At 61.7% G+C, this 24,774-nt stretch carries 27 protein-coding genes; 17 read left to right on the top strand and 10 right to left on the bottom strand.

Features of this window, described 5'->3' with window-relative positions; translation table 11 throughout:
- Positions 1–39 precede the first annotated feature (39 nt).
- From ACT53S_RS05015 to ACT53S_RS04995, 5 genes are all read left to right on the top strand, one after another.
- A complete protein-coding gene (locus ACT53S_RS05015) occupies positions 40–801 on the top strand; it encodes an ArsR/SmtB family transcription factor (protein ID WP_476066132.1) in 762 nt (253 codons plus the stop codon).
- Between the two features lie 3 nt (positions 802–804).
- The gene (locus ACT53S_RS05010) at positions 805–1,176 is read left to right on the top strand and encodes a nuclear transport factor 2 family protein (protein WP_476066131.1); all 372 of its coding nucleotides are present in this window, start codon (positions 805–807) and stop codon (positions 1,174–1,176) included.
- Positions 1,177–1,303: 127 nt separating this feature from the next.
- Positions 1,304–1,648, top strand: coding sequence for a DMT family transporter (locus tag ACT53S_RS05005; protein ID WP_476066130.1), 345 nt, complete (start codon positions 1,304–1,306; stop codon positions 1,646–1,648).
- Positions 1,648–2,238, top strand: a complete 591-nt coding sequence (locus ACT53S_RS05000) for a TetR/AcrR family transcriptional regulator (protein WP_476066129.1) — start codon at positions 1,648–1,650, stop codon at positions 2,236–2,238. Before ACT53S_RS05005 ends, ACT53S_RS05000 begins: the two co-directional genes overlap by 1 nt.
- 112 nt (positions 2,239–2,350) lie before the next feature.
- Complete coding sequence (locus ACT53S_RS04995; RefSeq protein WP_476066128.1) at positions 2,351–3,040, top strand: HAD family hydrolase; 690 nt, start codon at positions 2,351–2,353, stop codon at positions 3,038–3,040.
- A gap of 17 nt (positions 3,041–3,057) precedes the next feature.
- Here ACT53S_RS04995 and ACT53S_RS04990 read toward each other — a convergent pair whose 3' ends face one another.
- A complete protein-coding gene (locus ACT53S_RS04990; RefSeq protein WP_476066127.1) occupies positions 3,058–4,029 on the bottom strand; it encodes a diacylglycerol/lipid kinase family protein in 972 nt (323 codons plus the stop codon).
- 62 nt (positions 4,030–4,091) lie between these two features.
- The gene (locus ACT53S_RS04985) at positions 4,092–4,676 is read right to left on the bottom strand and encodes a hypothetical protein (protein WP_113375659.1); all 585 of its coding nucleotides are present in this window, start codon (positions 4,674–4,676) and stop codon (positions 4,092–4,094) included.
- A gap of 303 nt (positions 4,677–4,979) precedes the next feature.
- On the opposite strand from ACT53S_RS04985, the gene thrC reads away from it, so the two are divergent.
- From thrC to ACT53S_RS04965, 4 genes are read left to right on the top strand one after another with little or no spacing between them, the layout of a single operon-like run.
- The gene (gene thrC / locus ACT53S_RS04980; RefSeq protein ID WP_476066641.1) at positions 4,980–6,386 is read left to right on the top strand and encodes a threonine synthase; all 1,407 of its coding nucleotides are present in this window, start codon (positions 4,980–4,982) and stop codon (positions 6,384–6,386) included.
- Between the two features lie 20 nt (positions 6,387–6,406).
- Positions 6,407–7,705, top strand: coding sequence for a M16 family metallopeptidase (locus ACT53S_RS04975; protein WP_113375641.1), 1,299 nt, complete (start codon positions 6,407–6,409; stop codon positions 7,703–7,705).
- A gap of 59 nt (positions 7,706–7,764) precedes the next feature.
- The gene (locus ACT53S_RS04970; RefSeq protein WP_113375642.1) at positions 7,765–8,376 is read left to right on the top strand and encodes a GNAT family N-acetyltransferase; all 612 of its coding nucleotides are present in this window, start codon (positions 7,765–7,767) and stop codon (positions 8,374–8,376) included.
- A gap of 38 nt (positions 8,377–8,414) precedes the next feature.
- The gene (locus tag ACT53S_RS04965) at positions 8,415–11,282 is read left to right on the top strand and encodes an EAL domain-containing protein (protein WP_476066640.1); all 2,868 of its coding nucleotides are present in this window, start codon (positions 8,415–8,417) and stop codon (positions 11,280–11,282) included.
- 12 nt (positions 11,283–11,294) lie between these two features.
- Here the strand turns inward: ACT53S_RS04965 and ACT53S_RS04960 are convergent, their stop codons facing one another.
- Positions 11,295–11,930 carry a LysE family translocator gene (locus ACT53S_RS04960; protein ID WP_476066126.1) on the bottom strand — a complete coding sequence of 212 codons (636 nt, stop codon included), beginning with the start codon at positions 11,928–11,930 and terminating at the stop codon, positions 11,295–11,297.
- Between the two features lie 209 nt (positions 11,931–12,139).
- Between ACT53S_RS04960 and ACT53S_RS04955 the strand changes: the two genes are divergently transcribed.
- Complete coding sequence (locus ACT53S_RS04955) at positions 12,140–12,706, top strand: DMT family transporter (protein ID WP_476066125.1); 567 nt, start codon at positions 12,140–12,142, stop codon at positions 12,704–12,706.
- A 26-nt stretch (positions 12,707–12,732) separates the two neighbouring features.
- Here the strand turns inward: ACT53S_RS04955 and ACT53S_RS04950 are convergent, their stop codons facing one another.
- Positions 12,733–13,338 (bottom strand): YqgE/AlgH family protein, encoded by a 606-nt coding sequence (locus ACT53S_RS04950; RefSeq protein WP_113375661.1) that lies wholly within the window; start codon positions 13,336–13,338, stop codon positions 12,733–12,735.
- A 159-nt stretch (positions 13,339–13,497) separates the two neighbouring features.
- Between ACT53S_RS04950 and ACT53S_RS04945 the strand changes: the two genes are divergently transcribed.
- Positions 13,498–14,373, top strand: a complete 876-nt coding sequence (locus ACT53S_RS04945; RefSeq protein ID WP_476066124.1) for a protein-disulfide reductase DsbD domain-containing protein — start codon at positions 13,498–13,500, stop codon at positions 14,371–14,373.
- A 72-nt stretch (positions 14,374–14,445) separates the two neighbouring features.
- Positions 14,446–14,931, top strand: a complete 486-nt coding sequence (locus tag ACT53S_RS04940) for a redoxin family protein (protein WP_476066123.1) — start codon at positions 14,446–14,448, stop codon at positions 14,929–14,931.
- 255 nt (positions 14,932–15,186) lie between these two features.
- Here ACT53S_RS04940 and ACT53S_RS04935 read toward each other — a convergent pair whose 3' ends face one another.
- Positions 15,187–16,149 (bottom strand): endonuclease/exonuclease/phosphatase family protein, encoded by a 963-nt coding sequence (locus ACT53S_RS04935; protein ID WP_476066122.1) that lies wholly within the window; start codon positions 16,147–16,149, stop codon positions 15,187–15,189.
- A 299-nt stretch (positions 16,150–16,448) separates the two neighbouring features.
- On the opposite strand from ACT53S_RS04935, the gene ACT53S_RS04930 reads away from it, so the two are divergent.
- From ACT53S_RS04930 to ACT53S_RS04920, 3 genes are read left to right on the top strand one after another with little or no spacing between them, the layout of a single operon-like run.
- A complete protein-coding gene (locus tag ACT53S_RS04930; protein ID WP_476066121.1) occupies positions 16,449–17,204 on the top strand; it encodes a metal ABC transporter ATP-binding protein in 756 nt (251 codons plus the stop codon).
- The gene (locus ACT53S_RS04925) at positions 17,201–18,073 is read left to right on the top strand and encodes a metal ABC transporter permease (protein ID WP_476066120.1); all 873 of its coding nucleotides are present in this window, start codon (positions 17,201–17,203) and stop codon (positions 18,071–18,073) included. The genes ACT53S_RS04930 and ACT53S_RS04925 overlap by 4 nt, the downstream gene beginning before the upstream one ends.
- A 40-nt stretch (positions 18,074–18,113) precedes the next feature.
- Positions 18,114–19,013, top strand: coding sequence for a metal ABC transporter solute-binding protein, Zn/Mn family (locus ACT53S_RS04920; protein ID WP_476066119.1), 900 nt, complete (start codon positions 18,114–18,116; stop codon positions 19,011–19,013).
- A gap of 58 nt (positions 19,014–19,071) precedes the next feature.
- On the opposite strand, the gene ACT53S_RS04915 is transcribed toward ACT53S_RS04920, so the two are convergent.
- Complete coding sequence (locus ACT53S_RS04915) at positions 19,072–19,380, bottom strand: Dabb family protein (RefSeq protein ID WP_476066118.1); 309 nt, start codon at positions 19,378–19,380, stop codon at positions 19,072–19,074.
- A gap of 166 nt (positions 19,381–19,546) precedes the next feature.
- Between ACT53S_RS04915 and ACT53S_RS04910 the strand changes: the two genes are divergently transcribed.
- Positions 19,547–19,864, top strand: a complete 318-nt coding sequence (locus ACT53S_RS04910) for a helix-turn-helix domain-containing protein (protein ID WP_476066117.1) — start codon at positions 19,547–19,549, stop codon at positions 19,862–19,864.
- 14 nt (positions 19,865–19,878) lie between these two features.
- On the opposite strand, the gene ACT53S_RS04905 is transcribed toward ACT53S_RS04910, so the two are convergent.
- The 3 genes from ACT53S_RS04905 to ACT53S_RS04895 all read right to left on the bottom strand — a co-directional run bounded on the left by ACT53S_RS04905 (position 19,879) and on the right by ACT53S_RS04895 (position 21,821).
- Positions 19,879–20,268 carry a type II toxin-antitoxin system RelE/ParE family toxin gene (locus ACT53S_RS04905; protein ID WP_476066116.1) on the bottom strand — a complete coding sequence of 130 codons (390 nt, stop codon included), beginning with the start codon at positions 20,266–20,268 and terminating at the stop codon, positions 19,879–19,881.
- 123 nt (positions 20,269–20,391) lie between these two features.
- Positions 20,392–20,859 carry a ribonuclease HI gene (rnhA, locus tag ACT53S_RS04900; RefSeq protein WP_113375753.1) on the bottom strand — a complete coding sequence of 156 codons (468 nt, stop codon included), beginning with the start codon at positions 20,857–20,859 and terminating at the stop codon, positions 20,392–20,394.
- Complete coding sequence (locus ACT53S_RS04895) at positions 20,856–21,821, bottom strand: homoserine kinase (protein WP_476066115.1); 966 nt, start codon at positions 21,819–21,821, stop codon at positions 20,856–20,858. The genes rnhA and ACT53S_RS04895 overlap by 4 nt, the downstream gene beginning before the upstream one ends.
- A 210-nt stretch (positions 21,822–22,031) precedes the next feature.
- Here ACT53S_RS04895 and ACT53S_RS04890 point away from each other — a divergent pair, with 210 nt between their 5' ends.
- Complete coding sequence (locus tag ACT53S_RS04890; protein WP_476066114.1) at positions 22,032–23,735, top strand: putative bifunctional diguanylate cyclase/phosphodiesterase; 1,704 nt, start codon at positions 22,032–22,034, stop codon at positions 23,733–23,735.
- 30 nt (positions 23,736–23,765) lie between these two features.
- On the opposite strand, the gene ispH is transcribed toward ACT53S_RS04890, so the two are convergent.
- Positions 23,766–24,770, bottom strand: coding sequence for a 4-hydroxy-3-methylbut-2-enyl diphosphate reductase (gene ispH / locus ACT53S_RS04885; RefSeq protein WP_476066113.1), 1,005 nt, complete (start codon positions 24,768–24,770; stop codon positions 23,766–23,768).
- Positions 24,771–24,774 lie beyond the last annotated feature (4 nt).

Genomic DNA, 24,774 nt, shown 5'->3' with positions numbered 1-24,774 from the left:
TGCGAGGCAGACTGCGGTTGAAAATCTAGAGAGGATCACATGGCAGAAGGCCCAGACATTGCACGCATCGCCTCGCTGATCGGCGATCCCGCGCGTTCGAACATGCTCTTGGCGCTGCTCGGCGGCAAGGCGCTGACGGCGACGGAGCTGGCGGGGGCTGCCGGTGTCACATTGCAGACGGCGAGCTCGCATCTCTCCAAACTCGAAGAGGGCGGGCTGCTTTCCCAGCGCAAGCAGGGGCGGCATCGTTATTTCGCGCTGGCCGACGGTCATGTCGGCGAAATGATCGAAGGCCTGATGAGTTTTTCGGCGACGCGCGGGCACCTGCGTCATCGCACCGGGCCGAAGGAGCCGGAACTGCGAAAAGCCCGGATTTGCTACGACCATCTGGCCGGCGATTTCGGCGTGCGGATGCTCGACAGTCTCGTCGCGCTAGGGGCGATCCGGGCGGAGGACGAGGCGCTGACGCTGACGACAGAGGGTGAGGCGCTGCTCGAAACTCGGGGTCTCGATATCGGCAGTCTCCGCGCCAAGCGCCGTCCGCTCTGCCGCGCCTGCCTCGACTGGAGCGAGCGACGGACACATCTCGCGGGCAGTCTGGGGGCTGAACTGCTCACGCATTTTCTCGATCGCGGCCTTGCCCGACGGGTCGAGGATAGCCGGATCATCCGCTTTTCTCCCGAGGGGGAAAGGCAGTTTCTGGCGTGGTTTCCCGTCGGTGGAGAGCGCGAACCGAGCGCCACAACGATTGCAAGGATGAGCAGCTCGTTCAAACGCGCTTCAGGCGCACAAAGGGGCTAACCGATGAGTATACCTAGCCTGCCGGAGATCGTGGAACTGGAAGAAGCCCTCCATCGGCCCGAGGTGAGGCGCTGCCAAGAGACGCTGAAAAACCTATTAGCTGAAGACTTCATGGAAATAGGGGCTTCGGGCGCCATCTACGACCGGACAGCGATCATCGAGTTGTTGGCACGAGAAGCGGATCCTCCCGAAGACGTCCTGCAGCCTACGAATTATTCGCTAAAGGTGATCAGCGACGGAGCGATGCTCCTGACTTATGAGACTGAGCTCACCCACGCTGACGGGTTTCGAAGGCGCGTTGCAAGAAGCTCCATATGGGTGCGCAACGGGGCTAAATGGCAAATGCTGTTTCACCAGGGCACAATCAAACCCTGATCCTAAGAGGCTGCCTCGTAGAGGAACGTCAACGAGGGTGTTCGGCACCTGCATCGGCGTGCAAGCACACTTGAAAAGAAACCGACCGTACGGTATGTTTTGAGCTTCTCTTTTCCGGAGCTCCGCCATGAACCCTACCCTCTCCGCCTATGGCGCGCTGGCCGCGGCCATCGTGCTCGAAGTCACCGGCACGACGCTTTTGCAGAAGTCGGCGCAGTTCACCAAGCTTCTGCCGACGGCCGGCATGGTGATGTTCTATGTCGCCTCCTTCTACCTGTTGTCACAGGCGCTGAAGGGAATGCCGCTCGGGATCGCCTATGCCATGTGGGGCGGGCTCGGCATCGTGCTGACAGCACTGATCAGCGTGTTCTATCTCAAGCAGAGCCTGGATCTCGCCGCCCTCGCCGGTATCGCGCTGATCGTCACCGGCGTGGTGGTGATGAACACCCTGTCGAACACGGTCTCGCATTGATGCCTGCCGCTTCCACGCCGGCCGGCGCGCCGATCTCCGCCCATCACCGCAAGAAGCAGCCGGAGCAGGTGCGGAGGGCGCTTCTCGACTGCGCCGCCCAGATCGCCGCCGAACAGGGGGCGCAAGCGATCACCATCCAGGCCGTCGCCGACCGCGCCGGGGTGACCAAAGGCGGCTTGCTGCACCACTTCGACAGCAAGCAGGCGCTGCTGGCGGCCGTCTTTTCCGACCTGCTCGAGCAGATGGACCGGGAGATCGACCGCACGATGGCCGGTGATCCCGTAGCGCGCGGGCGCTTTACGCGGGCCTATGTGCGCGCCTGCTTTTCCGACCGGCTGCTCGGCGAGCGCAGCCTCTGGGCGGCGCTGTCGGTCGCCATCGTCTCGGAGCCGGCGCTGCGGGCTCTCTGGTCGTCCTGGCTCGACGGGCGCATGGCGCGGCATGCCGAGACGGATGGCGATGCGAATCTGGTTGCGGTGCGCCTGGCAGCCGATGGTGTCTGGCTTGCCGACATGATGGAGAAATCGGGGGGACTCACGCGCTATCCACAATCCTTCGAGGCGGTGCTGTTGCAGATGGCAGGTGCTTGAGCCAGCAGCGGTGCGGTAGAGACCGGCAGACCTGCCATGCGGGGCACGCGATTGTCCTCGCGCTTGCGATCGTGTAGGGAGCGACCATCCCCTACCCCACACGGATATTCCCATGAGCAGTTTCGAGCTTACCCTTTTCGATTGCGACGGCGTTCTCGTCGATTCCGAGATCATCGCTGCGAAGGTGGAATCGAAGCTTCTGACGGAAGCGGGCTATCCGATTTCGGTCGAGGAAATGGGCGAGCGTTTTGCCGGAATGACCTGGAAGAACATTCTTCTGTCGATCGAGAGTGAAATCGACATTCCGCTGTCGGCCAGTCTGATCGACAAGTCCGAGCAGTTGCTCGACCAGAAGCTCGCACGGGAGGTCAAGGCGATCGACGGCGTCCAGTTCGCGCTGTCCCGCATCAAGGGGCCGCGTTGCATCTGTTCCAATTCGTCGGCGCATCGTCTCGACATGATGCTCTCCAAGGTGGGTCTCAAGGACCATTTCGCGCCGCATATCTATTCGGCAAAAGATCTTGGTGCCGACCGGGTCAAGCCCAAGCCGGATATCTTCCTGCATGGTGCCAAGCAGTTCAATGTCAGCCCGTCACGCTGCGTGGTCGTCGAGGATTCCGTGCATGGCGTTCATGCGGCGCGCGAGGCCGGCATGCGGGTCATCGGCTTCACCGGGGCTTCCCACACCTATCCGTCGCATGCCGACCGGTTGACGGATGCGGGCGCGGAAACGGTGATCGCCCGGATGACGGACTTGCCGGGCGTCATTGCCGCCATGGAGGAATGGGAAGGCGCGTTTTAAGACCCGCCTCGCGGCTCTCACATCCTGACCGTCAGGGCCGCCGGAAGGATTTCCGCAACGAATCCGCCACGAACAGGATTTTCGCCATCGACCTCGACCGGGAAACGGGCGGGGTCGTGTGGACGAAGTTCGATACGGCGCCCTCGGTGGAAGCTCAGCAGGGGATGACCGAGGTGTCCGGCCGAATAAAGACTCTTCAGTAAACCAAGCAGGCCGAGAGCGCTCTCCTCACGCATCACCGCAAGGTCGAACAGACCGTCGGCCAGATCGGCCTGTGGCGTGATGTGCATGCCGCCGCCGAACCAGCCGCCATTGGCGATGGCCGCAATCGCCAGCCGCCCCTCGTGCACCCGCATTCCGTCGACCAGGATGTCAAAGCTGTAGGGCCGATAGCGCAGGATCGCCACGACGGAGAATAGCAGGAAGCGCAGCGGGCCGGTGACGATCTTGCGGCGACCACCCGCATTGACCGCATCGACGATTTCCCCCGATATTCCAACGCTGGTGATGTTGGCGAAGTAACGGCGCTGTTCGTTATCCCTGATATCGCGGGCGATCAGAAGCCCGGCATCGATCTTGCGGGGCGTCGCTGCGGCAATGCGCCGGGCGAGTTCGCCGAAATCGCTTGGCGGCGAAAAGTTGCGGACGAAGTCGCAACCTGTGCCGATCGGCAGGAATGCGAGCGGTGTGTCCGGGCGGCTTGAGGTGAGGACACCATGGACGACATCACTGATCGTTCCATCGCCGCCGGCCACGATCATCAGATCGCAACCGCGTTCGGCCTGCTCGCGCGCCAGACGGATGGCATCGCCGCTGGAACGGCTCTCATGAATTTCGAGACGGGGAAACTGCGCCGAAATGGCATTCTCCGCTGCCCGCCAGACCTTTGTCTGCCTGCGTCCACCCGCGACCGGGTTCCTGATGATGACGGCCTTCACCTGAAACACTCCCCAACCGCCGACCCCACCGGCGGCCCACCTGTCGACCATGCACTATGCGCCGCGAAGGTCTTTCATCGCAGCGACGATCGTCACAGATTAGAGAGGGGAAGTTACTTTTTCTTTTTGCCCGCGTCGAAGCCGACATAGACGCGCGTCATGCCAGAGACGTTTCCGGGAACCGTGACCTGCTTGTTGTAAACGAACTGGGTCGGCTGGTTCACGTCGGCGAGGGTCACAGGATATTGTTCGACCTCGGAGAAGACCTCCTGATCACCATCGACCACGGTCACGCGGATCGGCAGGTTGATAGCGCCGGCCTTGCCCTGCGGCCCGGAGGTCAGGCGACCCTGCAACAGCGCCGTAATGGTGAGCGTCGTGTCGGTGCGCGAGCAGGCGCGGGTCGTATCGGCGAGCGACGCCTGGAACACGACGTCCTTGGGATCTTCGCTCTTCGACTTGGCATAGGTGCGATAGAAGGAGGTTCCGTCACGCAGCGAGATCTGCGGGCAGAAGCCCTGGACGAAAGGCTGAACCGATCCGTTTTCGCTGACCTGCATGGCCGGTTGTGCCGCAGGTTGCGCTGCCGTCTCAGGCGAGGACAGGCCGAGGCTCGACCCCATGCTTCCGGCATTGCAGCCGCCGAGCGCCATCATCAACGAAACGACCAAGACACCACGCGACACGTTTACAGACACGAGATTCACCTTCCGCATGCTCGGCCGAAAAAGCCGGAAAACAGTCAAACTTGAGGCTTTTCAGCGCCCTTGCGGATGGTCTATACCAGCGGCCACGACAAAAATCGATTGGGTAGCCGGCAATTTGAGTCAATTTTCGATCTGCCATCCAGCACCCTTCGTGCCCCAGCAGGCCCGCCCCACAATCGGCATTGCCGGGCTTGCGAAATTCAGCCGCCCGGTCTGGCGCAAAATGGCAAACCTCTTTATCGAAATCGCCATAGGTTTGCGATCGCCAACGATCCGGACAACACACGCTCAAGGATAAGCATCGTGGAATATATCTCGACCCGCGGAGAGGCTCCGAGCCTCGGCTTTTGTGACGCGCTTCTCGCAGGGCTTGCCCGCGATGGCGGCCTCTACGTGCCCCGCGAATGGCCGCAGATGTCGAAAAAGGCGATCCGGGGCCTGCGTGGCAAGAGCTATCAGGACGTGGCCTATGAGGTGCTGCTGCCGTTTACCAATGGCGAGATCGAGCCCACAACCTTCCGCGCGATGATCGACGAGGCCTATGCGACCTTCAAGCATCCGGCGGTGGCACCGCTGGTGCAGACCGGTCCGAACTCCTTCGTGCTCGAACTCTTCCACGGCACCACGCTCGCCTTCAAGGACGTGGCAATGCAGTTGCTTGCACGGCTGATGGACCATGTACTGGAAAAGCGCGGCGAGCGGGCGACGATCGTCGGCGCGACCTCGGGTGACACTGGCGGAGCTGCCATCGACGCCTTTGCGGGACGTGCCCGCACCGACATCTTCATTCTTTTCCCGCATGGCAAGGTCTCGCCGGTGCAGCAGCGTCAGATGACCTCCTGCAAGGACGAGAACGTGCATGCCATCGCCGTCGAGGGCAATTTCGACGACTGCCAGAACCTGGTGAAGGCGATGTTCAACGACGTTGCCTTCCGCGACCGGGTGAAGCTGTCGGGCGTCAACTCGATCAACTGGGCGCGCATCATGGCGCAGGTGGTCTATTACTTCACATCCGCTGTTGCGCTCGGCGCGCCGGACCGGAAGATCTCCTTCACCGTGCCGACCGGCAATTTCGGCGACATCTTCGCGGGATACGTGGCCAAGAAAATGGGCCTGCCGATCGACAAGCTCGTCATTGCAACCAACGACAACGATATTCTGTCGCGCACCATGAAGACCGGACGCTACGAGATGAAGGGCGTCATGGCGACCACCTCGCCGTCGATGGATATCCAGATCTCCTCCAACTTCGAACGGCTGCTGTTTGAATCCTACGGTCGAGATGCGGCTGCGATCCGCTCGTCGATGGAGGGATTGAAGCAGTCCGGCGCGTTCGAGATCCAGCCGGAAGCGCTGAAGGCGATCCGCAAGGAATTCCGTGCCGGTCGTGCGACGCAGAAAGAAGTCGCCAAGACCATTAAGGCCGTGCTTGCCGATACCGGCTATCTGCTCGATCCGCACACCGCCGTCGGCGTGCATGTGGCGCAGAAATTCGAGAAGCCGCAAAGCCCGATGGTGGTGCTCGCGACTGCGCATCCGGCAAAATTCCCGGCTGCAGTAAAATCAGCCTGCGGTATTGACCCCGCGCTTCCGACATGGCTTGCTGACCTGACGGACAGGGAGGAGCGCTTCGAAATCCTGCCCGCGGAACTTAAGGCCGTCGAAAGCTTTGTCGGCACACATGCCCGTGCGGTTGATTGAGAAGCGCAGAAAGACGGACCATGAATGTTGAGTGCACCCGGCTTCCATCGGGTTTGACTGTCGTAACCGAGAACATGCCGCATCTGGAAAGCGTGGCGCTCGGCACCTGGATCAAATCCGGCTCGCGCAACGAGACCGAAGCCGAGCATGGCATTGCGCATCTGCTCGAGCACATGGCCTTCAAGGGCACGAACAAGCGCACAGCCCGGCAGATCGCCGAGGAAATCGAGAATGTTGGCGGCGAAGTCAATGCCGCCACCTCGACCGAGACCACCTCCTATTATGCTCGCGTGCTGAAGGACAATGTGCCGCTCGCGGTCGACATTCTCGCCGATATCCTGACAGACAGCGTGTTCGACGAAGAAGAGCTGGAGCGTGAGAAGCACGTCATCCTGCAGGAAATCGGGGCGGCCGACGACACGCCCGACGACGTTGTCTTCGACCGGTTTTCCGAACAGGCCTTTCACGGCCAGACGATCGGCCGCAGCATTCTCGGCACGCCGGAAACCGTGCAGTCCTTCACCAGCGACCAGATCCGCGCCTATCTCTCGCGCAATTACACGACCGACCGGATGTTCGTCGTCGCCGCCGGTGCAGTCGATCACGACGCCTTCGTCAAGCAGGTCGAACAGCGGTTCGCCTCGCTTCCGACCCAGCCCTCCGCTCCGCCCGTGATGGATCTCGCCCGCTATACCGGCGGCGAGGCCCGCGAAGAGCGCGACCTGATGGATACGCAGGTGCTGCTCGGCTTCGAGGGCAAGGCCTATCACATGCGCGACTTCTACTGTTCGCAGATCCTCGCCAATATCCTGGGCGGCGGCATGTCGTCCCGGCTGTTCCAGGAAGTGCGGGAAATCCGCGGCCTTTGCTATTCCGTCTATGCCTTCCACTGGGGTTTCTCCGATACCGGTATCTTCGGCATCCATGCCGCGACCGGCGGCGAGAACCTGCCGGAACTCGTGCCCGTCATCATCGAGGAACTGCGCAAGGCGTCGGAAAAGATCGACCAGCAGGAAATCGAGCGGTCGCGCGCGCAGATCCGCGCCCAGCTTCTGATGGGTCAGGAGAGCCCTGCCGCCCGCGCCGGCCAGATCGCCCGGCAGATGATGCTTTACGGACGGACCATCCCGAACCAGGAAATGATGGAACGGCTGGCGGGCATCACGACCGAACGGCTGACCGATCTTGCCGGCCGCCTGTTCTTCGATACCGCACCGACGCTGTCAGCCATCGGCCCGGTGGACAAGCTGGTCTCGCTGGATGAGATCGCCGGTGCACTGAGCCTCCAGCCCAAAGGCGCGCGCAAGGCCGCCGGCTAGGGACGCCGCGAATGAAATCATCCGGCGGGATGCCGCCGGATCTCTCTGGGAGTTCCAGGATGACGCGCTCGGTCTTTCGGTTTCTGTCGCGACAGGCGGAGCTGCCGGAACTCGTGGGCGAACGGCATCTTTTGCGGCTTGCCCGCTACCGCGACTTCGAGGCCTGGCATGCGCTGCGGCGCGACAGCCGCGCCTTCCTGCAGCCCTGGGAACCGACCTGGCGGGCCGACGAACTGACCGAACGCGCGTTTCGCCAGCGGGTTCTGCGCAACGAGCAGGAATTTCATTCCGGCATGGCGGTGCCGTTCTTCCTGTTCGAAAAGGACACGGGCGAGCTTCTAGGGGGGCTGACCGTCGGCCTCATTCGCCGCGGTGCCTCGCAGGCCTGCATGATCGGATACTGGATGGGCGAGAAACATGCCGGCAAAGGCCATATGTTTGCCGCACTTCAACTGGCTATTCCCTACATCTTCGGGCCGCTCGAGTTGCACCGCATCGAGGCAGCCTGTATTCCCGACAACGTCAACAGCATACACCTGCTGGAGAAAGCGGGATTTGAGCGAGAAGGTCTTTTGCGCGAATATCTGAAAATCAACGGAGAATGGCGCGACCACGTGCTGTTTTCGAAGATCGCCCCTGTTCGGGGACGGAACGGCAAAGCAGGCTCATGACGCAAACCGTGATCGCTCCGCGCGCGGCTCGGCGCCTGATGCTCCTCGTTGTCGCCCTCGTCTCGACCCTGTGTTTTGGTCTTGCCGCACCGGCATTTGCCGTCGAACCGGTCAAGATTGCCCGCGACGACACCGCGCTCGACCTGACCGCGACGACCGAAATCTACACCAATCAGGGCGCAGCCTTCCAGGTTTCGACCGCCGCGGGTGCCGACGGCATCCGTCGACGCATCGAGGTGCGCTCGAGTTCCGACACACACCAGGGAGACTGGGCCGTTTTCGCGCTTGCCAATGTCTCCGAGGAACAGCTCGAACGCGTCATCGTCGCTCCGCATTTCCGCCTGTCCGGGTCGAAGATGTTCTGGCCGGATCTCGGGTCTCAGCGCATCATGGCGATCACACCGTCGGAAGGCTTTGCGCTCGACCGCGTGCCGAGCCCGGATGCCGATGTCTTCCGCATTACGCTCAATCCCGGGACCGTGATCACCTTCGTTGCGGAACTCGCCTCGCCGAACCTGCCGCAGATCTATCTGTGGGAGCCTGACGTCTACAAGGATACGGTCAACGCATTCACCCTCTATCGCGGCATCGTTCTCGGCATCGCCGGCCTGCTCGCCGTGTTCCTGACCATCCTCTTCGTCGTCAAGGGCACATCCATGCTGCCGGCGGCAGCCGCTCTCGCCTGGGCGGTGCTCGCCTATATCTGCGTGGATTTCGGCTTTCTCGAAAAGCTGATCTCGATCACCTCGTCGGATGTGCGAATATGGCGTGCGGGCGCCGAAGTGGCGCTCGCCTCCTCGCTGGTCATTTTCCTCTTCACCTATCTTAACCTGAACCGCTGGCACGTGCATCTCGGCTATGCGACGCTCGCCTGGATGCTTGGGCTTGCGGCGCTTTTCGGGGTCGCCATCGTCGACCCCTCCATCGCCGCCGGAATTGCGCGGATGTCATTTGCACTGACCGGCGTCGTCGGCATCGGCCTCATCATCTATCTGGGCTTCAACCGCTATGACCGTGCCGTCCTGCTGGTGCCGACCTGGGTGCTGATCCTGGTGTGGCTCTTCGGCGGCTGGATGACTGTGACCGGGCAGTTGTCGAACGACATCATTCAGCCGGCGCTGGGCGGCGGGCTCGTCCTCATCGTTCTCCTGATCGGCTTTACCGTCATGCAGCACGCCTTTGCCGGCGGTGCCTATCAGCAGGGTCTCTTCTCCGACCTCGAGCGGCAGTCGCTCGCCTTGACCGGCTCGGGCGACACCGTCTGGGACTGGGACGTGGCGCGCGACCGTGTCGTCACCAGTCCCGATGTTTCGGTGCGTCTCGGCCTGTCCCCCGGTACCATGCATGGACCGGCACGCAACTGGCTGCCGCGCCTGCATCCCGACGACCGCGACCGGTTTCGTGCGACGCTCGACGTTCTGCTCGAACATCGCAAGGGGCGCCTCAGCCATGAATTCCGCATCCGCGCCGAGGATGGCCACTTTCACTGGCTGAAGATCCGCGCCCGGCCGGTGCTCGGCTCGAATGGCGAAGTCATCCGCTGCGTCGGCACGATCATCGACGTCACCGAGCAGAAGAACTCGATCGACCGGCTGCTGGTCGATGCCATGCACGACAATCTGACGGGCCTGCCCAATCGTGAGGTCTTCCTCGACAGGCTACAGGCGATCCTGTCGCTCGCACCCGCCTCTGATGGCGTCAGACCGACGGTGCTTGCCATCGACATTGATCGCTACAAGCAAGTGAACGATGCGCTCGGCATTGCGGCCGGCGACAACATTCTGATCGCGATTACCCGGCGCCTGCGCCGGCTGCTCAAGCCGCAGGACACGCTAGCGCGTCTCTCGGGCGACGAATTCGGTCTGATCCTGGTGTCGGAAAAGGACCCTGGAAAGATTGCCGACTTCGCCGATGCCGTGTCAAAGGCGATCATGGTGCCGCTCAACTTCGCCAATCGCGAAATCAGCCTGACAGCCTCGATCGGCCTCGTCTCCTGGGTCGACCAGCAGGAGAGTGCCGCCAGCCTGCTCGCCGATGCCGAGCTTGCCATGTATCGGGCCAAGCGCTCCGGCGGCAATCGCGTGGAACCTTTCCGCCCGGCTTTCCGCACCGTCAGCACCGACCGCCTGCAGCTCGAAACGGACCTGCGCCGCGCCATCGAGCGTAAGGAGTTGTCGATGGCCTATCAGCCGATCGTCAACCTTTCCAATGGCGAGATTGCCGGTTTCGAGGCGCTGATGCGCTGGGACCATCCGAAACGCGGGAATATTCCGCCGACGGAATTCATCCCGATTGCCGAAATGTCGGATTTGATCGAGCCGCTCGGCATGTTCGCTCTGGAGCGGGCCTCGACGGACTTGATGGACTGGGAGCGCCAGACCGGCGAGCTGCCGATCTTCGTTTCGGTCAACCTGTCGTCCGCGCAGCTGATCTCCAGCGAAATCTATAATGATGTTCGGGCGATGCTGATCAAGACCCAGTGCGATCCGAAGCGGATCAAGCTGGAGCTCACCGAAAGCGTCGTGATGGAAAACCCGGAACAGGCGCGCCTGATGCTGGAAAAGCTGAAGGACACCGGCATCAGCCTGGCGCTCGACGATTTCGGCACGGGCTATTCCTCGCTTGCCTACCTCACCCGGTTCCCCTTCGACACGATCAAGCTCGACAAGGCACTCGTCTGCGACCAGTCGGACAAGCGGGCCGTGCTGCTGCGCTCCGTCATTTCAATGGCGCGCGGCCTCGAAATGACCGTGGTGGCCGAAGGCATCCAGACGGACCAGGACGCCGCCGATCTCGCCATGATGGGCTGCGAATACGGCCAGAGCTATCTCTTCGGCCCGCCGCTCGGATCGGACTCGGTGCTGCGGCTTTTGAAGGAACGGTTTCCGCTGATGAAACGGGCGTGAGGCTTCCCTGCCTCACGTGCGCTGGAATGCGACGTGCAGGCCAAGCCCGACAAGGACCGCACCCCCTGCCCGCTGGAGATTTCGCCGCAGGGACGAGACCCGCGCCAAGCGCCGGGTGATCGTGCTGGCCGCCATCACGCAGGCGATATCGGCAATCGTGAACATGATATTGACCACGGTTCCGAGGATGACGAACTGTAGCCAGACCGGAAAACTTGCTGCCGCATCGATGAATTGCGGCAGGAAGGCGAGGAAAAAGATCGCCGTCTTGGGATTGAGCAGCTCGACGAGCGCGCTCTCCACGAAGGCGCGGCCGGCCGGTTTTACGGCTGGCATAGCTGCACCTGCAACTGCCATCATGCGGGCGGCACGGAACATGCGAACCCCGAGATAGATCAGGTAGGCGGCACCTGCCAGCTTCACCACCACATAAAGCGTGGGCACCACATGGAAGAGGATCGACAGGCCTGCGGCTGCGGCCACGACATGCACGTAGCAGCCAATATGGATGCCGAGCGTTGCCATAAGACCGGCACGGCGATCGGCTGCCAGGGTACGGGCGGCAACGAATAGCATCGCCGGGCCTGGAATGAAGGCGAAGACGGCGGTGGTGATGAAGAAGGCGATGAGGACGTCTGTGGAGGGCATGTAACGGGGTCCCGGTTGTGTCATCGACTGCGGTGTGGCTCGACCACTTTGTGAAGTCAGCTCGGTCTTTGCAAGCAGAATACAACCTACGGAGCAAAGCGCCATCAAGTAGCACAGCAGAAAAACTCGATCCTGAGTTGCAATTCTTGCAGGCTAGACGTATTCTGCTCCCAGGTGCGGCTTACTCGTCTCAAACTGGGGGACAAGATATGATTTTGCTCGCGCTCGCTCAGGCAACGTCCACAGCAGTGGCGGCCAGCCAAACCGATACAACTGCGCCTGCCAGTGTTGCTCCTTGGGTATTGGCCATCATCGGCGCAATAGTCATCGCGCTGGCCTTGGTGCTGGTCATACGAAACATGCCAGTAAGCACCGGGCACTCGATTTTCCTTGGTGCGGGCATCGCTTTGCTGGCGCTTCCCCTCATCTCCAAATTTGAATGGTCGAGCGACAAGTTTTCCTTCGAGCTGAAGGCAGCCGCACAGGACCTCACCAAGGAGGTCAGTCGTCTTGCGGAGGAAAACAAGGCCATTCGTGGTGAACTGGTGCAACTCAGCAATGCGTTGAAGGCCGCAACGACTAAAATCGACCTGAAAGCAGACGCCACGACACCCGGGATCGGAGCCGTATCTCCCTCAGCTGACGTCGATTGGTCGAAATACAGTTCTCCGAATTTCTTCGATGATTTGATGATCCGCAACAAGAGCGCGATTGAGGGCAATGAACGCGCTTTGGACAATTTACAGTCCATTCAGAAGCAGCTGGAATTTCAATAGCAATAACGGGATCTCTGCCGAATGTCTCAGGCGTGTCCCGCATCCATCGACAGCATGGCCGGGCTGATGCCCATCAGCGCCAGCGCCCGGTCATACTTGTTGTCGAGGCACCGGTCGAAAATGAGTTCTTCGGTGGCGGCGCAGTTCAGCCAGCCGTTCTGCGCGATCTCCTCTTCCAGCTGGCCCGGACCCCAGCCGGCGTAGCCGAGCAGCATGGTGGCGTGCCGGGGGCCGCGCCCGTCCGAGATGGCGCGGACGATATCGAGGGTGGCGGTGAGCGAGATGTCGTCGCTGACGGGAATGGAGCTATCGGAGAGATAGTCGTCCGAATGCAGCACGAAACCACGGTTCTGCTCCACCGGCCCGCCGCACTGGATGGGGAAATGGCGGGCATGATCTGGCAGCATGATCGCGTCGTTGCGGTCGATCAGCTCAAGATGCAACAAGAGGTCAGCGAAGGTGACCGACTGGGCTCGATTGATGATGAAGCCCATGGCACCGGCATCCGAATGGGCGCAGATATAGACAACCGAACGCGCAAAGTTGCCGTCTGCCATGCCGGGCATGGCGATCAGCAGCTGGCCGTCCAGGAAGCCGCGCTCTCTCAGGGATGTCTTCGACGACAATGCCATGCCTGCCTCCTCGGTCTGCCTTGCGGCCATCGTTCGATGCCTGGTTCAGGTGGTCTCCAAATCAAGATGGGGCAGAAGGTGGCACTGATCAACCCAAAATGATGCAGGTCGCTGAAGCGTGACTGGCATACCCACATCTGATCGCCTAGAGATTTGGGCATGATCCACCGTTTCCATGTTTCTCTCCAGCGCCGGCTTCACGCTCTTCGCCCTGCGGCAGTCGCTGTCCTTGCGGCTCTTGCAGCGGTTGTCCCTGCCTGCCTGCCGATGTTCGCGCCCCCCGCCCACGCGGCCAGCAGCCCCTGGGCGATGAACGAAGGCGGACGCATGCGTCTCGTTCTCCTGCCCGCCAAGGCGGATGGCAGCCGGGAGGGCGTGCTGCTGATCGAGCCTAAAAAGGGATGGATCACCTATTGGAAGGAACCCGGCGATGTCGGCATCCCGCCATCGATTACGGCGGCGCCGGGAGCCGAATACCGCGTGGCCCGGGTCGACTTCCCCGTTCCGAAGCTCTTGTCGTCGGGGGACATGCAAGATGTCGGTTACGACCATCCTGTGGCGCTGCCGCTGGTGCTGACCCATGCCGGCGGGGAGCGCCCCTTCAGGATTAACGCCTTTGTCGGCGTTTGCCAGAATATCTGCATTCCCTTCCAGGCGGATCTGACTGTCGACCCCGCCGCCGAAGTCGGAACCGATCCGCAAGAGGTGGCGCTGGTGGAAGAGGCCAAACGTCAGGTGCCGCCGGGACCGAGCGGAGACTTTCGCGTTATCAGCCACGCGATGCGGCCGGATCTCAAAAGCCTGCAGGTTTCGCTGCGCCTGCCAGCCGGCGTGACCAAGCCCGAAATTTTCGTCAGCGGGCCGAGCGGGCATGTCTATGTCGACGGTGACGTGTCGGTCGGCACCAATGGCGAGGCACTCTACACCCTGCCGATCGGCAAACTGCCCAAGGGTTATACGATGGCTGGCAAGCAGTGGGGCATTCTCGTCGTGGCCGGAGATCGCGCCATGGAAACGACCCTTGCCTTTGATTGACCCGCTTCTATATTTGGCGCCGACGCGACGACCGGCATAAGGGCCGGCACGAGAAACATGGGGATGATTTCGATGACCATTGCGATTGGCGACACGCTGCCCAAGGCAACTTTCAAGGAAAAGACGGCTGACGGTGCCGTGGAGATCAGCACGGACGAACTGTTTTCCGGCAAGAAGGTCGTGCTGTTTGCCGTGCCCGGCGCCTTTACCCCGACCTGCACACTAAACCACCTGCCGGGTTACCTGGAAAACCGCGACGCGCTGAAGGAGCGCGGCGTCGACGACATCGCCGTCGTCTCCGTCAACGACTGGCATGTCATGGGCGCCTGGGCCCAGCACTCGGGCGGCCTCGGCAAGATCCACTTCCTCGCCGACTGGGATGCGTCCTTCACTAAGGCGATGGGTCTCGATGCCGATCTCTCGGGCGGCGGTCTGGGTGTACGCTCCAAGCGCTATTCGATGCTCGTTGAGGACGGCGTGGTGAAGAGCCTTAACATCGAGGAAAACCCTGGCCAGGCGACTGTTTCGTCTGCCGCGACGATGATCGAGCAGCTCTGATGTGATGTTTGCGTCCGGAGAAGCTGGAGGGCGGATTGCCCCCTCTAGCCTGCCGGACATCTCCCCCTCAAGGGGGGAGATTGGAACCCGCGATCGGCATGCCGATACGATAAGTTCTGACCCGAAAACCGGCCAACGTGGCGAGCGCTGCCGTCATTCGATCTCCCCCCTTGTGGGGGAGATGCCTGGCAAGGCAGAGGGGGCTACCACAATCTCCAAGGACTAGAGACTAGGCCTCCTTAACCGAGCAAGTCCTCAAAACTGCACCACCGCCATCGTCGCCCGATGATCTGATGGCCACGGCGTGACAACAACATCGGCCTCGGGCGCCTTTTCGCCGACAATACCGGCTTTCAAGACCTTCAGGTTCTTCGCCCGACCGAGCGTATAGTCGATGCGGTCATGGTGGTCGTCTTTGGCGGTCGGTTCGGAGGTGGGCGTCCAGGTAAAGCCGGGCTTGGCGACCGGGTCGGGGAAGGCCGCGCGGAAGAGATCGGTGAAACCACCTGCCGTTTCGATGCGCAATGCCGAGGGATAGGCGACCGCGAGCGGCTGATGGCCGGCCTTGACTGCGGCTTCCGTCCAATCGAGATGTGAGGGTTCATTGAAGTCGCCGAAGACGAAGGCGGCGTCGGCACCATCGGCCTGTTTCAGATCCTCGAAGAACAGATCCAATGCCGGCCCCCGCGCCGCCTTTGCTGCCGCTTGCGCCTCTGCCGCCGTCTTCAGGAAAGGCGCCGTGCCGTATTCGATGTTGAGCAGTTGATAGGGCTGATAGGGGAAATCCGTCAGGTGCAGGTTGAAGGCATAGACCTTGTGGCCATTTACATCGATTTCGACGCCCAGGTCATGCGGCGTTGCCTTGCCGATCGGATAGCGGCTCAGGATGGCATTGGCCCATAGCGCGACGTTCTGCTGGCTCTGGTCGTAGTAGAAATAGCCCAGCTTTTCGGCGATGGCCTTCGCTTTGCTCTCACCGACCGCAGCGCAGGATTCGGCGGTGCAGGGATCCGGTTCCAGACGTGTTTCCTGCATGCCGACAATGTCAGGATTGACCGTCTTGATCACGGCCACGGTCTCATCCACCGGCTTTCCCGAATTGCCGCCGCCACCCCAGATGTTGAAGCTCATCACGGTGAGTTCGACCGGATCTTGCGCGCGGGCAAGCCCCGGCGCGGCAAGAAGGAATGCGGAAAGCACAAGCGACAAGCTGCGCATGGGGATGTCTCCTTTGACGCTGGATGATGGAACAAGACGAGGCTAGCAGGGCCGGATGACAGGTGCGAGACAAGTTACACAACGCAATCGGTGGCGGCGGCCCCCACACCGGCCTTGATTTCGCCGCAATTAGAGCGCCTTTGGCGTTTGTAATGTTATTACATTCATGATGGGCTGCCGATGGACGAACCCGCCTTTCTCCCAAGCCTGCTCGCCCGGTCGGCTCTGGCCCGCCTGTATTTTGTGCTGCTGTTGATCACGCTTATCTGGGCCGGCATCCAATGGGCCGTGGCACTCCCATGAGCCTGATCCGCATCGACAATCTGACGCTGACCTATCAGCGCCACCCGGCCGTACACCATCTCTCGGGCGTGATCAGACAGGGCAGCCTGACGGCAATCGCCGGGCCGAACGGGGCGGGAAAGTCTACCCTGCTCAAGGCGATCATGGGCGAGATCCGCCCCGCCGAGGGCCGCATCGAACATGCTCTCACCGCCCATGACTTCGGCTATCTGCCGCAGGCCGCCGAGATCAACCGGCGCTTTCCGATCAGCGTGCTCGACACCGTCATGCTCGGCGCCTGGCGGCGGGTGGGGGCGTTCGGACGCATCGGCCGGGAAGAGACGGACAGAGCACGCGAAGCACTTTCGACTGTCGGGCTCGAGGGATTCGAGCGGCGCGAGATCGGCTCGCTCTCGGCCGGGCAGTTCCAGCGCGTGTTGTTTGCACGGCTTCTGCTGCAGGATGCCCAGGTCATCCTGCTCGACGAACCCTTTACCGCCATCGATGCGCGCACCACCCGCGATCTGATCGATCTCGTTGCCGGCTGGCATGGCGCGGGCCGCACGGTCATCGCCGTGCTGCATGATCTCGACCAGGTGCGCAGCCACTTTCCCGAGACCTTGCTCCTGGCACGGGAGTTGATCGGCTGGGGTGCGACCGAGGACGTTCTGACACCGGCCAACCTCCTGTCGATGCGCAGCATGGCCGAGCGCTGGGACGAAGATGCCGAGGTCTGCCAGCCCGCGAATATCAGCGGGAGAACGGCGGCATGAGCTTCTTCGACCTGCTGATTGCGCCCTTTGCCGATTACGGCTTCATGCGGCGCGCGCTGATGGCGGCCGTCTGCCTCGGCTTCAGCGCCGGGCCGATTGGGGTGTTCCTGCTCTTGAGGCGCATGAGCCTGATGGGCGATGCCATGAGCCATGCGGTGCTGCCCGGTGCTGCCATCGGCTATCTCGTCGCCGGCTCGCTGTCACTGACGGCCATGGGCATTGGCGGGCTTGTGGCCGGCCTGTCTGTCGCCGTTCTCTCCGGCCTCGTCAGCCGCTCCACCGTGCTGCAGGAGGATGCGAGTTTTGCCAGCTTCTATCTGGCGTCGCTGGCGCTCGGGGTACTGATCGTCTCGCTGCGCGGCTCCAATATCGATCTCCTGCATGTGCTGTTCGGTACGATCCTCGCCATCGATGCGCAGGCTTTGACGCTGATCGGCGCGATCAGCACGCTGACGCTTGTGGCGCTGGCGCTGATCTATCGGCCGCTGGTGCTGGAATGCCTCGACCCCGGTTTCCTGCGGGCCGTTGGCGGCCGGGGATCGCTCTATCACTTCGCCTTCCTGCTGCTCGTGGTCATCAACCTCGTCGCCAGCTTCCAGGCGCTGGGAACGCTGATGGCGGTCGGGCTGATGATGCTGCCGGCGGCGATCGCGCAGCTCTGGGCGCGCACCCTGCCCGGCATGATGGCGGTCTCGGCGGTGACAGCGATTGTCTCCAGCTATGTCGGGCTGATCGCCTCCTTCCACCTGGAACTCGCCTCAGGCCCGACGATCATCCTCACGGCCGCCATCCTCTACGGCCTGTCCATCCTCATAGCCCCGATGGGCATTGCCCGCCGCTTCTTCCCCCGGCCGCATCTCAAGGCTTGACGCCTGCCGCTTTTCCAACCGCACACCAAAGGAGTGTCCGATGATCCGCAAGCTCTCCCTTCTCTCCGCCCTCCCCCTGATCGCGTCGCTTTACGGTTCAACGGCGTTGGCCGGCGAACCGGTCAAGGTGGTGGCCTCCTTCACCGTGCTCGCCGATGTGGTGGCGCAGGTGGGCGGCGATCATGTCGAGGTGTCCAGCCTTGTCGGGCCGAATGGCGACCCGCATGAGTTCGAGCCATCTCCTGCTGACGCCAAGGCGCTGAAGGCGGCCAAGGTGACCTTCATCAGCGGCGAGGGCCTGGAAGGCTGGATGGAACGGCTGATCTCGGCCTCGGGCTATGAAGGCAAGCCGGTGGTCGTATCCGACGGGATTACGCTGCGCAGCATGGAAGAGGACGGCAAGACCGTGACCGATCCGCATGTGTGGAACAGCCCTGTGAACGTAAAGGTCTGGGTCGACAATATCGAGGCAGCACTTGCCAAGGCCGACCCTGACGATGCGGCGGATTTCGAAACCAATGCGAAGGCTTACAAGGCCAAGCTTGATGCACTCGACGCCTATGCTCACGAAAAATTCGACGCTGTCCCGGAAGCGAGCCGGAAGATCCTGACGAGCCACGACGCCTTCGGCTATCTCGGCCGGGAGTATGGCGTGACCTTCCTGTCGTCGCTCGGGCTGTCGACCGAGACGGAAGCGTCGGCTGCCGATATCGCGGAGCTGATCGAGCAGATCAAGACCGAACATGTGAAGAGCTACTTCCTGGAGAACTCCAACGATCCGCGCCTTGTCGAGCAGATCGCCGGTGTGACCGGCGCGCAGTCGGGCGGGGAGCTTTACGTCGAGTCGCTGTCGGAGAAGGACGGACCGGCGCCGACATATGAGCAGATGTTCCGCTACAATGTCGACCAGCTGTCGGCCGCCATGGCGAAATCGAGCTGACCGCAAACGATACGACTGATGGTCGATGAGCCCTCCCCTCGCCGGGAGGGCTTTTTCGTCAATGGGCGAGGTCGAAGACCAAGATGCCAGCAAGGCCGCCATCGGTCGCATGGACGATGCGCTCGCCGACCGCGACGTGCTGCGGGTGCTTCAGATAGTAGTCGCGGACCAGTTCATCCTCGAAGGTGACGATGAAGCCGTCGTTATAGCCGCCGCTCAGGCCCTCTGGCGAGACATTCGGGCCCGACCTCACCTCAAGCATGCCGGGCACGACATCCTTCAGTTCCGCGATCGCGGCATAGATCGCCTGCTTCTCGGCCTCCTGGACAGCGGCCTTGAAGCGCAGGAACACGCAGTGCTGGATCATGGATGTCTCCCGGATGTTTCGTTTTGAGGCGAGCATAGGGGGAATAGGGGAAAGGGCAAGGGTGCGCGCGCCATGCGGTGAGGGTCGCTCACTCCTCCGTCAATCTTGACATTCTTCCGAATAGAGACCAGCTTATACCGAAATCAGTATAAATTGGTGCGGACACATGTCGGAAAAGCTTACCTACAGCAACATCTTCGAGTCGATCACCGAAGACACCTCGCTTGCTGCGGACTTGCAATTCCGTTCGGATCTGATGATGACGCTGATCGACATCATCGAACACAAGGGCTGGAGGCAGTCTGACATTGCGGAGGCGCTCAGCATTCCCCAGCCTCGCGTGAGCGAGTTGCTACGCGGGAAGATCAGCCTCTTCTCCTCGGATCGACTGATTGGCTATCTGGCCAAGCTCGGCTACCGCCTTCGCCCCTCCGTTGATGGCGAGCATAGGGTGGTTTGCGCCGTGGAAACAGCCGCAGCCTGAGATACCAAGCCCCATCAGCCTTTCGCGCGGCTCCGTTTTTCCTCGTCCCGGATGATCGCCATCATTTCCTTGTAGCGATCCTTCACAGTGACCATGGCCTTTTTGTCCACACCGTTGGTGGTCTTCGTGAATGCGTGAAGAACGAAGACCGTATCAAGAAACCTGGCGCAGTAGACCAACCGATAGGCCGGTGAACCGTTCTCAATCAATTCGATCACACCTGCGCCGAGTTCGGGCAAGTGCTTGAACGGTGAGCGCGGATCCTTGCCTGCGGCCACGAAGTTCAGGTCGTTGAGAAAGTCGATTGCGACCGTATGCGGCAGTTTTTGAACCGCCTTCTTCGCGGCGTTATTGACGTATCTGATAGTCCTGACCGCCATACCCGCCACCCGCCGAACGGACATCCATCTGTCTCGCGAATGGCAGCGATGCTCCCCAGCTCCCGCATTCGCGAGGGGCATCATAACGTGGCGGCGACACTGATTGTACCCGTGCAAATCCGGGGTTCAGTGAACGTCCTATCCCGCTCACTTCACCAGCAGTGACTTGCCGAAATTCGAAGTCTTGAACGGCTCCATGCCCTTTCGGGCGAGTTCATCGGCGCGTTCGTTTTCAGGATGCCCCGCATGGCCCTTGACCCAGTGCCACTTGACCTTGTGGCGTTGGTTGGCGGCATCGAGGGCCTGCCAGATTTCGCCGTTCTTGACCGGCTTCTTGTCGGCGGTCTTCCAGCCGTTTTTCTTCCAGCCGAAGATCCACTTGGAAATGCCGTCCATGACGTATTTGCTGTCGGTGTAGAGATCGACCTCGCAGGTGTCCTTAAGCGCATTCAGCGCGCTGATGGCGGCGAGCAGTTCCATGCGGTTGTTGGTGGTGTTGGCCTCACCGCCGCACAGCTCCTTCTCGACGTCTCCGTAGCGGAGCACGGCGCCCCAGCCACCGGGGCCGGGATTGCCCGAGCAGGCACCGTCGGTGAAGATGTCAACGTGTTTCATGAAATCAATCCGTATTCGGAGGCATTGCTGACGGCGCGGTGGAAGCGCAGCTTCTTCAGATATTCAAGCGGGTCTTTCTTCACCACCAGCGCGCCTTCCGGCGTCGTCAGCCAGTCGTAAAGGCGCGTCAGGAAGAAGCGCAAAGCCGAGCCACGGCAGAGGACCGGGAGGGCTGCGATCTCATCGGCAGACAGCGGGCGCACCGAGAGATACCCCTCGATCATCGCCTTACCGTTGGTGATGTTGTAGGAGCCGTCCTTCTCGAAGCACCAGGCATTGAGGCAGATCGAGAGATCGTAGACGAGGAAGTCATTGCAGGCGAAGTAGAAGTCGATCAGGCCCGACAGGTCATCGCCGAGGAAGAAGACGTTGTCGGGGAAGAGGTCGGCATGGATGACGCCGGCGGGCAGATCTTTCGGCCAGTGCGCTGCGAGGAAATCGAGCTCGGCGCCGATTTCTTCCTCCAGCCCGGTTTCCACCTCGTCAGCACGCGCTTCCGACTTTGCCCAGAGCGTCTGCCAGCCTTCGAGCGACAGAGCATTCGGGCGCGTCAGTTCGAAGCCTTCGCCGGCCACATGCATGCCGGCGAGCGCCTTGCCGACTTCGCGGCAATGCTGCGCTTCCGGTTTGCGTAGCCACATGCCTTCGAGGAAGGAGATGAGCGCGGCGGGGCGGCCAGAGAGTTCGCCCAGGAGTTCGCCATCCTTGCGCGGCAAAGGCAGCGGGCAGGACAGACCGCGCTCAGACAGGTGATGCATCAGGCCGAGGAAGAAGGGCAGATCGTTTCGATCGACGCGCTTTTCGTAAAGCGTCAGGATCAGCGGCTGCTTGGTCGTGTGCAGCAGGAAATTGGTGTTCTCGACGCCTTCGGCGATACCCTTATAGGAGAGCAGTTCCCCGGCATCGTACTGCGCCAGGAAGGCCTTGAGGTCGTGTTCGTTGATATCGGTGTAGACTGCCACAGCGTGAGGTTCCGTGCCGCTTCGGGAATGGCCCCGAGTCCTATAACGGGCGCAGCGCGCATGCCAGCCCCGCTGCGACATGGGGCACAGGAAATGGGGCTCATGCCCGCATCTCTCGCGGCGTCGCAGGCATGTTTTCAGGTTTAAAGCTTTACCCATCACTAATATTGTTGATTTAGTCTCCACTTTCAAAACAACCGGAGTGGCGTGATGGATCCCGTTTCCAGCGTCCGCATGGCGCATGATTTCGCCGCGGCGATGAACCTTGCGCTCATCGTCGTCGACGGTGAGGGACATATACAGTTCGCCAATCCCGCGTTCTGCTGCATGTTCGGCTACGACTTCGACGACATCAAAGGCCAGCCGATCACCATCATCATCCCCGAGCGCATGCGCGGGGCCCATAGCGCCGGCATGGCAAATGTTGCGGCCGGCGCCAAACCGGGCCTTGGCGGCAAAGCGGTGGAAGTTTCGGCGTTGAAGAGCGACGGAAGCGAGTTTCCGATCGAGATCACTCTATCGACTTGGAAGACCGAAAGCGGCTTCTGGGCCGGTGCCGCCATCAAGGACATTTCGGAGCGGCGCGAGAGAGATGCCAAACTGATGCGGCTTGCCTCTCACGACACGTTGACGGGCCTGCCGAACCGGCACGAGTTCACGACACTTCTGGCGCAGAAACTCGCCGCCGGAGCGCGCTGCAGCCTCTTCCTGATGGATCTCGACGGCTTCAAGGAGGTCAACGACGCGCATGGCCATGTCGTGGGCGACAGCCTGTTGCAGGCGGTTGCGGTTCGTATCCCCTATCTGCTTGGCGACCGCGCTACGGTCGGTCGTCTCGGCGGGGACGAATTTGCCGTGCTCTACGCAGACAGCGGGGACCCGCTCATGGCACAGAAGGAAGCCTCCGCGATCCTTGATGCCTTTCGCAAACCGTTCAGCCTGGGTGGACTGGAGCTGGAACTGGGAGTGAGCATCGGGATTGCCATTGCACCCCTGCATGGCGAAGACGGCGACGAGCTTCTGGCGTCAGCGGACTTTGCGCTTTACCGCGCCAAGGCCGCCGGAGGGCGCGGCTATCGCTTCTTCGAACCCTCGATGCGCAGCGAAAGCCAAGCCAAACGCGACATGCGGGACGACTTGCGCCGCGCCATGCGTCAGGGGGAGCTGGAACTCTATTATCAGCCGCAGGTGGAGCTTTCCTCCCGCCGGGTTATCGGCTTCGAGGCGCTCATCCGCTGGAACCATCCGCTGCACGGGCTGCTTCTGCCGGGCCGTTTCCTACCCTCCCTGGAGCAGAGCGCGCTCGCAACCGAGATTGGCTGGTGGACCCTAAACGAGGCCTGCCGGATGGCTGCCAAACTGAACGGGCGGGGAGAAGGCTGCAAGGTGGCGGTCAATCTCTTCGCACAACAGTTCCGCTCGCCTCATTTGCGCGACCGGGTCATGGAGGCGGTGCAGCGGCATGGTATCGCGCCATCGTGGCTGGAGCTCGAAGTCACCGAAGAGGTCACACTCAACGACGACGAGTCGAGCCTGCAGACGCTCAAATGCATCCGTGACATCGGCGTCGGTGTCGCCTTCGACGATTTCGGGACGGGTTATGCCTCGCTCTCTTCGCTCCAGCGCTATCCGCTGACCACGCTCAAGATCGACCGAGGCTTCATCCGCGACATCCAGACCTCGGCCTCCGACGCCGCCATCACGCGGGCGCTCGTGGCGATGAGCCGGGAGATGGGACTTGTGACCGTCGCCGAGGGAATAGAGACGGAAGCACAGGCGGCGGTCCTGCTGGCCATGGGATGCGTGCAAGGCCAGGGTTATCTCTATGGTCGACCGATGCCGGCGCAGGATGCGCTCAACTTCTTCCGTCAGGTCCAGACACCGGGCGGTCTGCGCGCAGCACGAGCCCTCTGACGTCCAGAAGGCTTAGGTCGACACCACGACCTAACCGTTCACCCAAGCCATGTCCGCGCGCGTCAATTCCACGTCGCGCAGTTCGCGGTTAACGAGGAAGTGCTCGTTCTCTTCCGCCGTGATCGCAAGCTCGACTTTGGCGTCGAAACGCTCGCGGAACGCCTCGATGATTTCATCGACGATGACTTCCGGGGCGGACGCGCCGGCGGAGATGCCGAGCGTGCCGATTTCGCCGACATCATCCCAGTCGATCTCGGAGGCGCGCTGGACGAGAAGAGATCGGGTGGCCCCTGCCCTCAGCGCGACTTCGACGAGACGCTTGGAGTTCGACGAGTTGGGCGCACCGACGACGATGAAAAGGTCACAGCCGGGGGCTGCCGCCTTCACCGCTTCCTGCCGGTTGGTGGTGGCATAGCATATGCTGTCAGCCGAGGGCGCGGTGAGATTGGGGAAACGTTCAGAAAGCTTGGCGATGACACCGGCGGTGTCATCCACCGAGAGCGTGGTCTGCGTAACGTAACCAAGATTGTCGGGGTCGGCCGGCTGATAGGCAGCTGCATCCTCGACGGTCTCGACCAGCGAAACCGAGCCTTCCGGAAGCTGCCCCATCGTGCCGATCACTTCCGGATGGCCGGCATGGCCAATCAGGATCACATGACGTCCCAGCCGCTGGTGGCGCATCGCCTGCTTGTGAACCTTCGAGACCAGCGGACAGGTGGCATCGAGATAGAAGAGGTTTCTGCTTGTCGCGTCCTCGGGCACCGATTTCGGCACGCCGTGCGCCGAGAATACGACCGGCTGCTGGCGATGCTCGGCGGGGATCTCGTCAAGCTCCTCAACGAAGATCGCGCCCTTGGCTTCCAGGCCTTCGACAACATACCGGTTGTGAACGATTTCATGGCGGACATAAACCGGCGCCCCGTAGCGCTTGAGCGCCAGAACGACGATCTGGATGGCGCGGTCAACACCGGCGCAGAAGCCGCGCGGGCCGCAAAGCCTGATCGTCAGTGGGGGGCGGTTCATGTGAATGTTCATAGGG

This window comes from Allorhizobium sp. DMC15 (assembly GCF_056314065.1).
The sequence above is the reverse complement of the archived record's forward strand: the minus strand, read 5'-3'. Positions and strand labels throughout refer to the sequence as shown.

Excerpts from the sequence above, each read along its gene's own strand:
- ACT53S_RS05015 (WP_476066132.1), top strand. The coding sequence starts at position 40 with ATGGCAGAAGGCCCAGACATTGCACGCATCGCCTCGCTGATCGGCGAT.
- ACT53S_RS05010 (WP_476066131.1), top strand. The coding sequence starts at position 805 with ATGAGTATACCTAGCCTGCCGGAGATCGTGGAACTGGAAGAAGCCCTC.
- ACT53S_RS05005 (WP_476066130.1), top strand. The coding sequence starts at position 1,304 with ATGAACCCTACCCTCTCCGCCTATGGCGCGCTGGCCGCGGCCATCGTG.
- ACT53S_RS05000 (WP_476066129.1), top strand. The coding sequence starts at position 1,648 with ATGCCTGCCGCTTCCACGCCGGCCGGCGCGCCGATCTCCGCCCATCAC.
- ACT53S_RS04995 (WP_476066128.1), top strand. The coding sequence starts at position 2,351 with ATGAGCAGTTTCGAGCTTACCCTTTTCGATTGCGACGGCGTTCTCGTC.
- ACT53S_RS04990 (WP_476066127.1), bottom strand. The coding sequence starts at position 4,029 with ATGGTCGACAGGTGGGCCGCCGGTGGGGTCGGCGGTTGGGGAGTGTTT.
- ACT53S_RS04975 (WP_113375641.1), top strand. The coding sequence starts at position 6,407 with ATGAATGTTGAGTGCACCCGGCTTCCATCGGGTTTGACTGTCGTAACC.
- ACT53S_RS04970 (WP_113375642.1), top strand. The coding sequence starts at position 7,765 with ATGACGCGCTCGGTCTTTCGGTTTCTGTCGCGACAGGCGGAGCTGCCG.
- ACT53S_RS04965 (WP_476066640.1), top strand. The coding sequence starts at position 8,415 with ATGCTCCTCGTTGTCGCCCTCGTCTCGACCCTGTGTTTTGGTCTTGCC.
- ACT53S_RS04960 (WP_476066126.1), bottom strand. The coding sequence starts at position 11,930 with ATGCCCTCCACAGACGTCCTCATCGCCTTCTTCATCACCACCGCCGTC.
- ACT53S_RS04955 (WP_476066125.1), top strand. The coding sequence starts at position 12,140 with ATGATTTTGCTCGCGCTCGCTCAGGCAACGTCCACAGCAGTGGCGGCC.
- ACT53S_RS04950 (WP_113375661.1), bottom strand. The coding sequence starts at position 13,338 with ATGGCATTGTCGTCGAAGACATCCCTGAGAGAGCGCGGCTTCCTGGAC.
- ACT53S_RS04945 (WP_476066124.1), top strand. The coding sequence starts at position 13,498 with ATGATCCACCGTTTCCATGTTTCTCTCCAGCGCCGGCTTCACGCTCTT.
- ACT53S_RS04940 (WP_476066123.1), top strand. The coding sequence starts at position 14,446 with ATGACCATTGCGATTGGCGACACGCTGCCCAAGGCAACTTTCAAGGAA.
- ACT53S_RS04935 (WP_476066122.1), bottom strand. The coding sequence starts at position 16,149 with ATGCGCAGCTTGTCGCTTGTGCTTTCCGCATTCCTTCTTGCCGCGCCG.
- ACT53S_RS04930 (WP_476066121.1), top strand. The coding sequence starts at position 16,449 with ATGAGCCTGATCCGCATCGACAATCTGACGCTGACCTATCAGCGCCAC.
- ACT53S_RS04925 (WP_476066120.1), top strand. The coding sequence starts at position 17,201 with ATGAGCTTCTTCGACCTGCTGATTGCGCCCTTTGCCGATTACGGCTTC.
- ACT53S_RS04920 (WP_476066119.1), top strand. The coding sequence starts at position 18,114 with ATGATCCGCAAGCTCTCCCTTCTCTCCGCCCTCCCCCTGATCGCGTCG.
- ACT53S_RS04915 (WP_476066118.1), bottom strand. The coding sequence starts at position 19,380 with ATGATCCAGCACTGCGTGTTCCTGCGCTTCAAGGCCGCTGTCCAGGAG.
- ACT53S_RS04910 (WP_476066117.1), top strand. The coding sequence starts at position 19,547 with ATGTCGGAAAAGCTTACCTACAGCAACATCTTCGAGTCGATCACCGAA.
- ACT53S_RS04905 (WP_476066116.1), bottom strand. The coding sequence starts at position 20,268 with ATGTCCGTTCGGCGGGTGGCGGGTATGGCGGTCAGGACTATCAGATAC.
- rnhA (WP_113375753.1), bottom strand. The coding sequence starts at position 20,859 with ATGAAACACGTTGACATCTTCACCGACGGTGCCTGCTCGGGCAATCCC.
- ACT53S_RS04890 (WP_476066114.1), top strand. The coding sequence starts at position 22,032 with ATGGATCCCGTTTCCAGCGTCCGCATGGCGCATGATTTCGCCGCGGCG.
- ispH (WP_476066113.1), bottom strand. The coding sequence starts at position 24,770 with ATGAACATTCACATGAACCGCCCCCCACTGACGATCAGGCTTTGCGGC.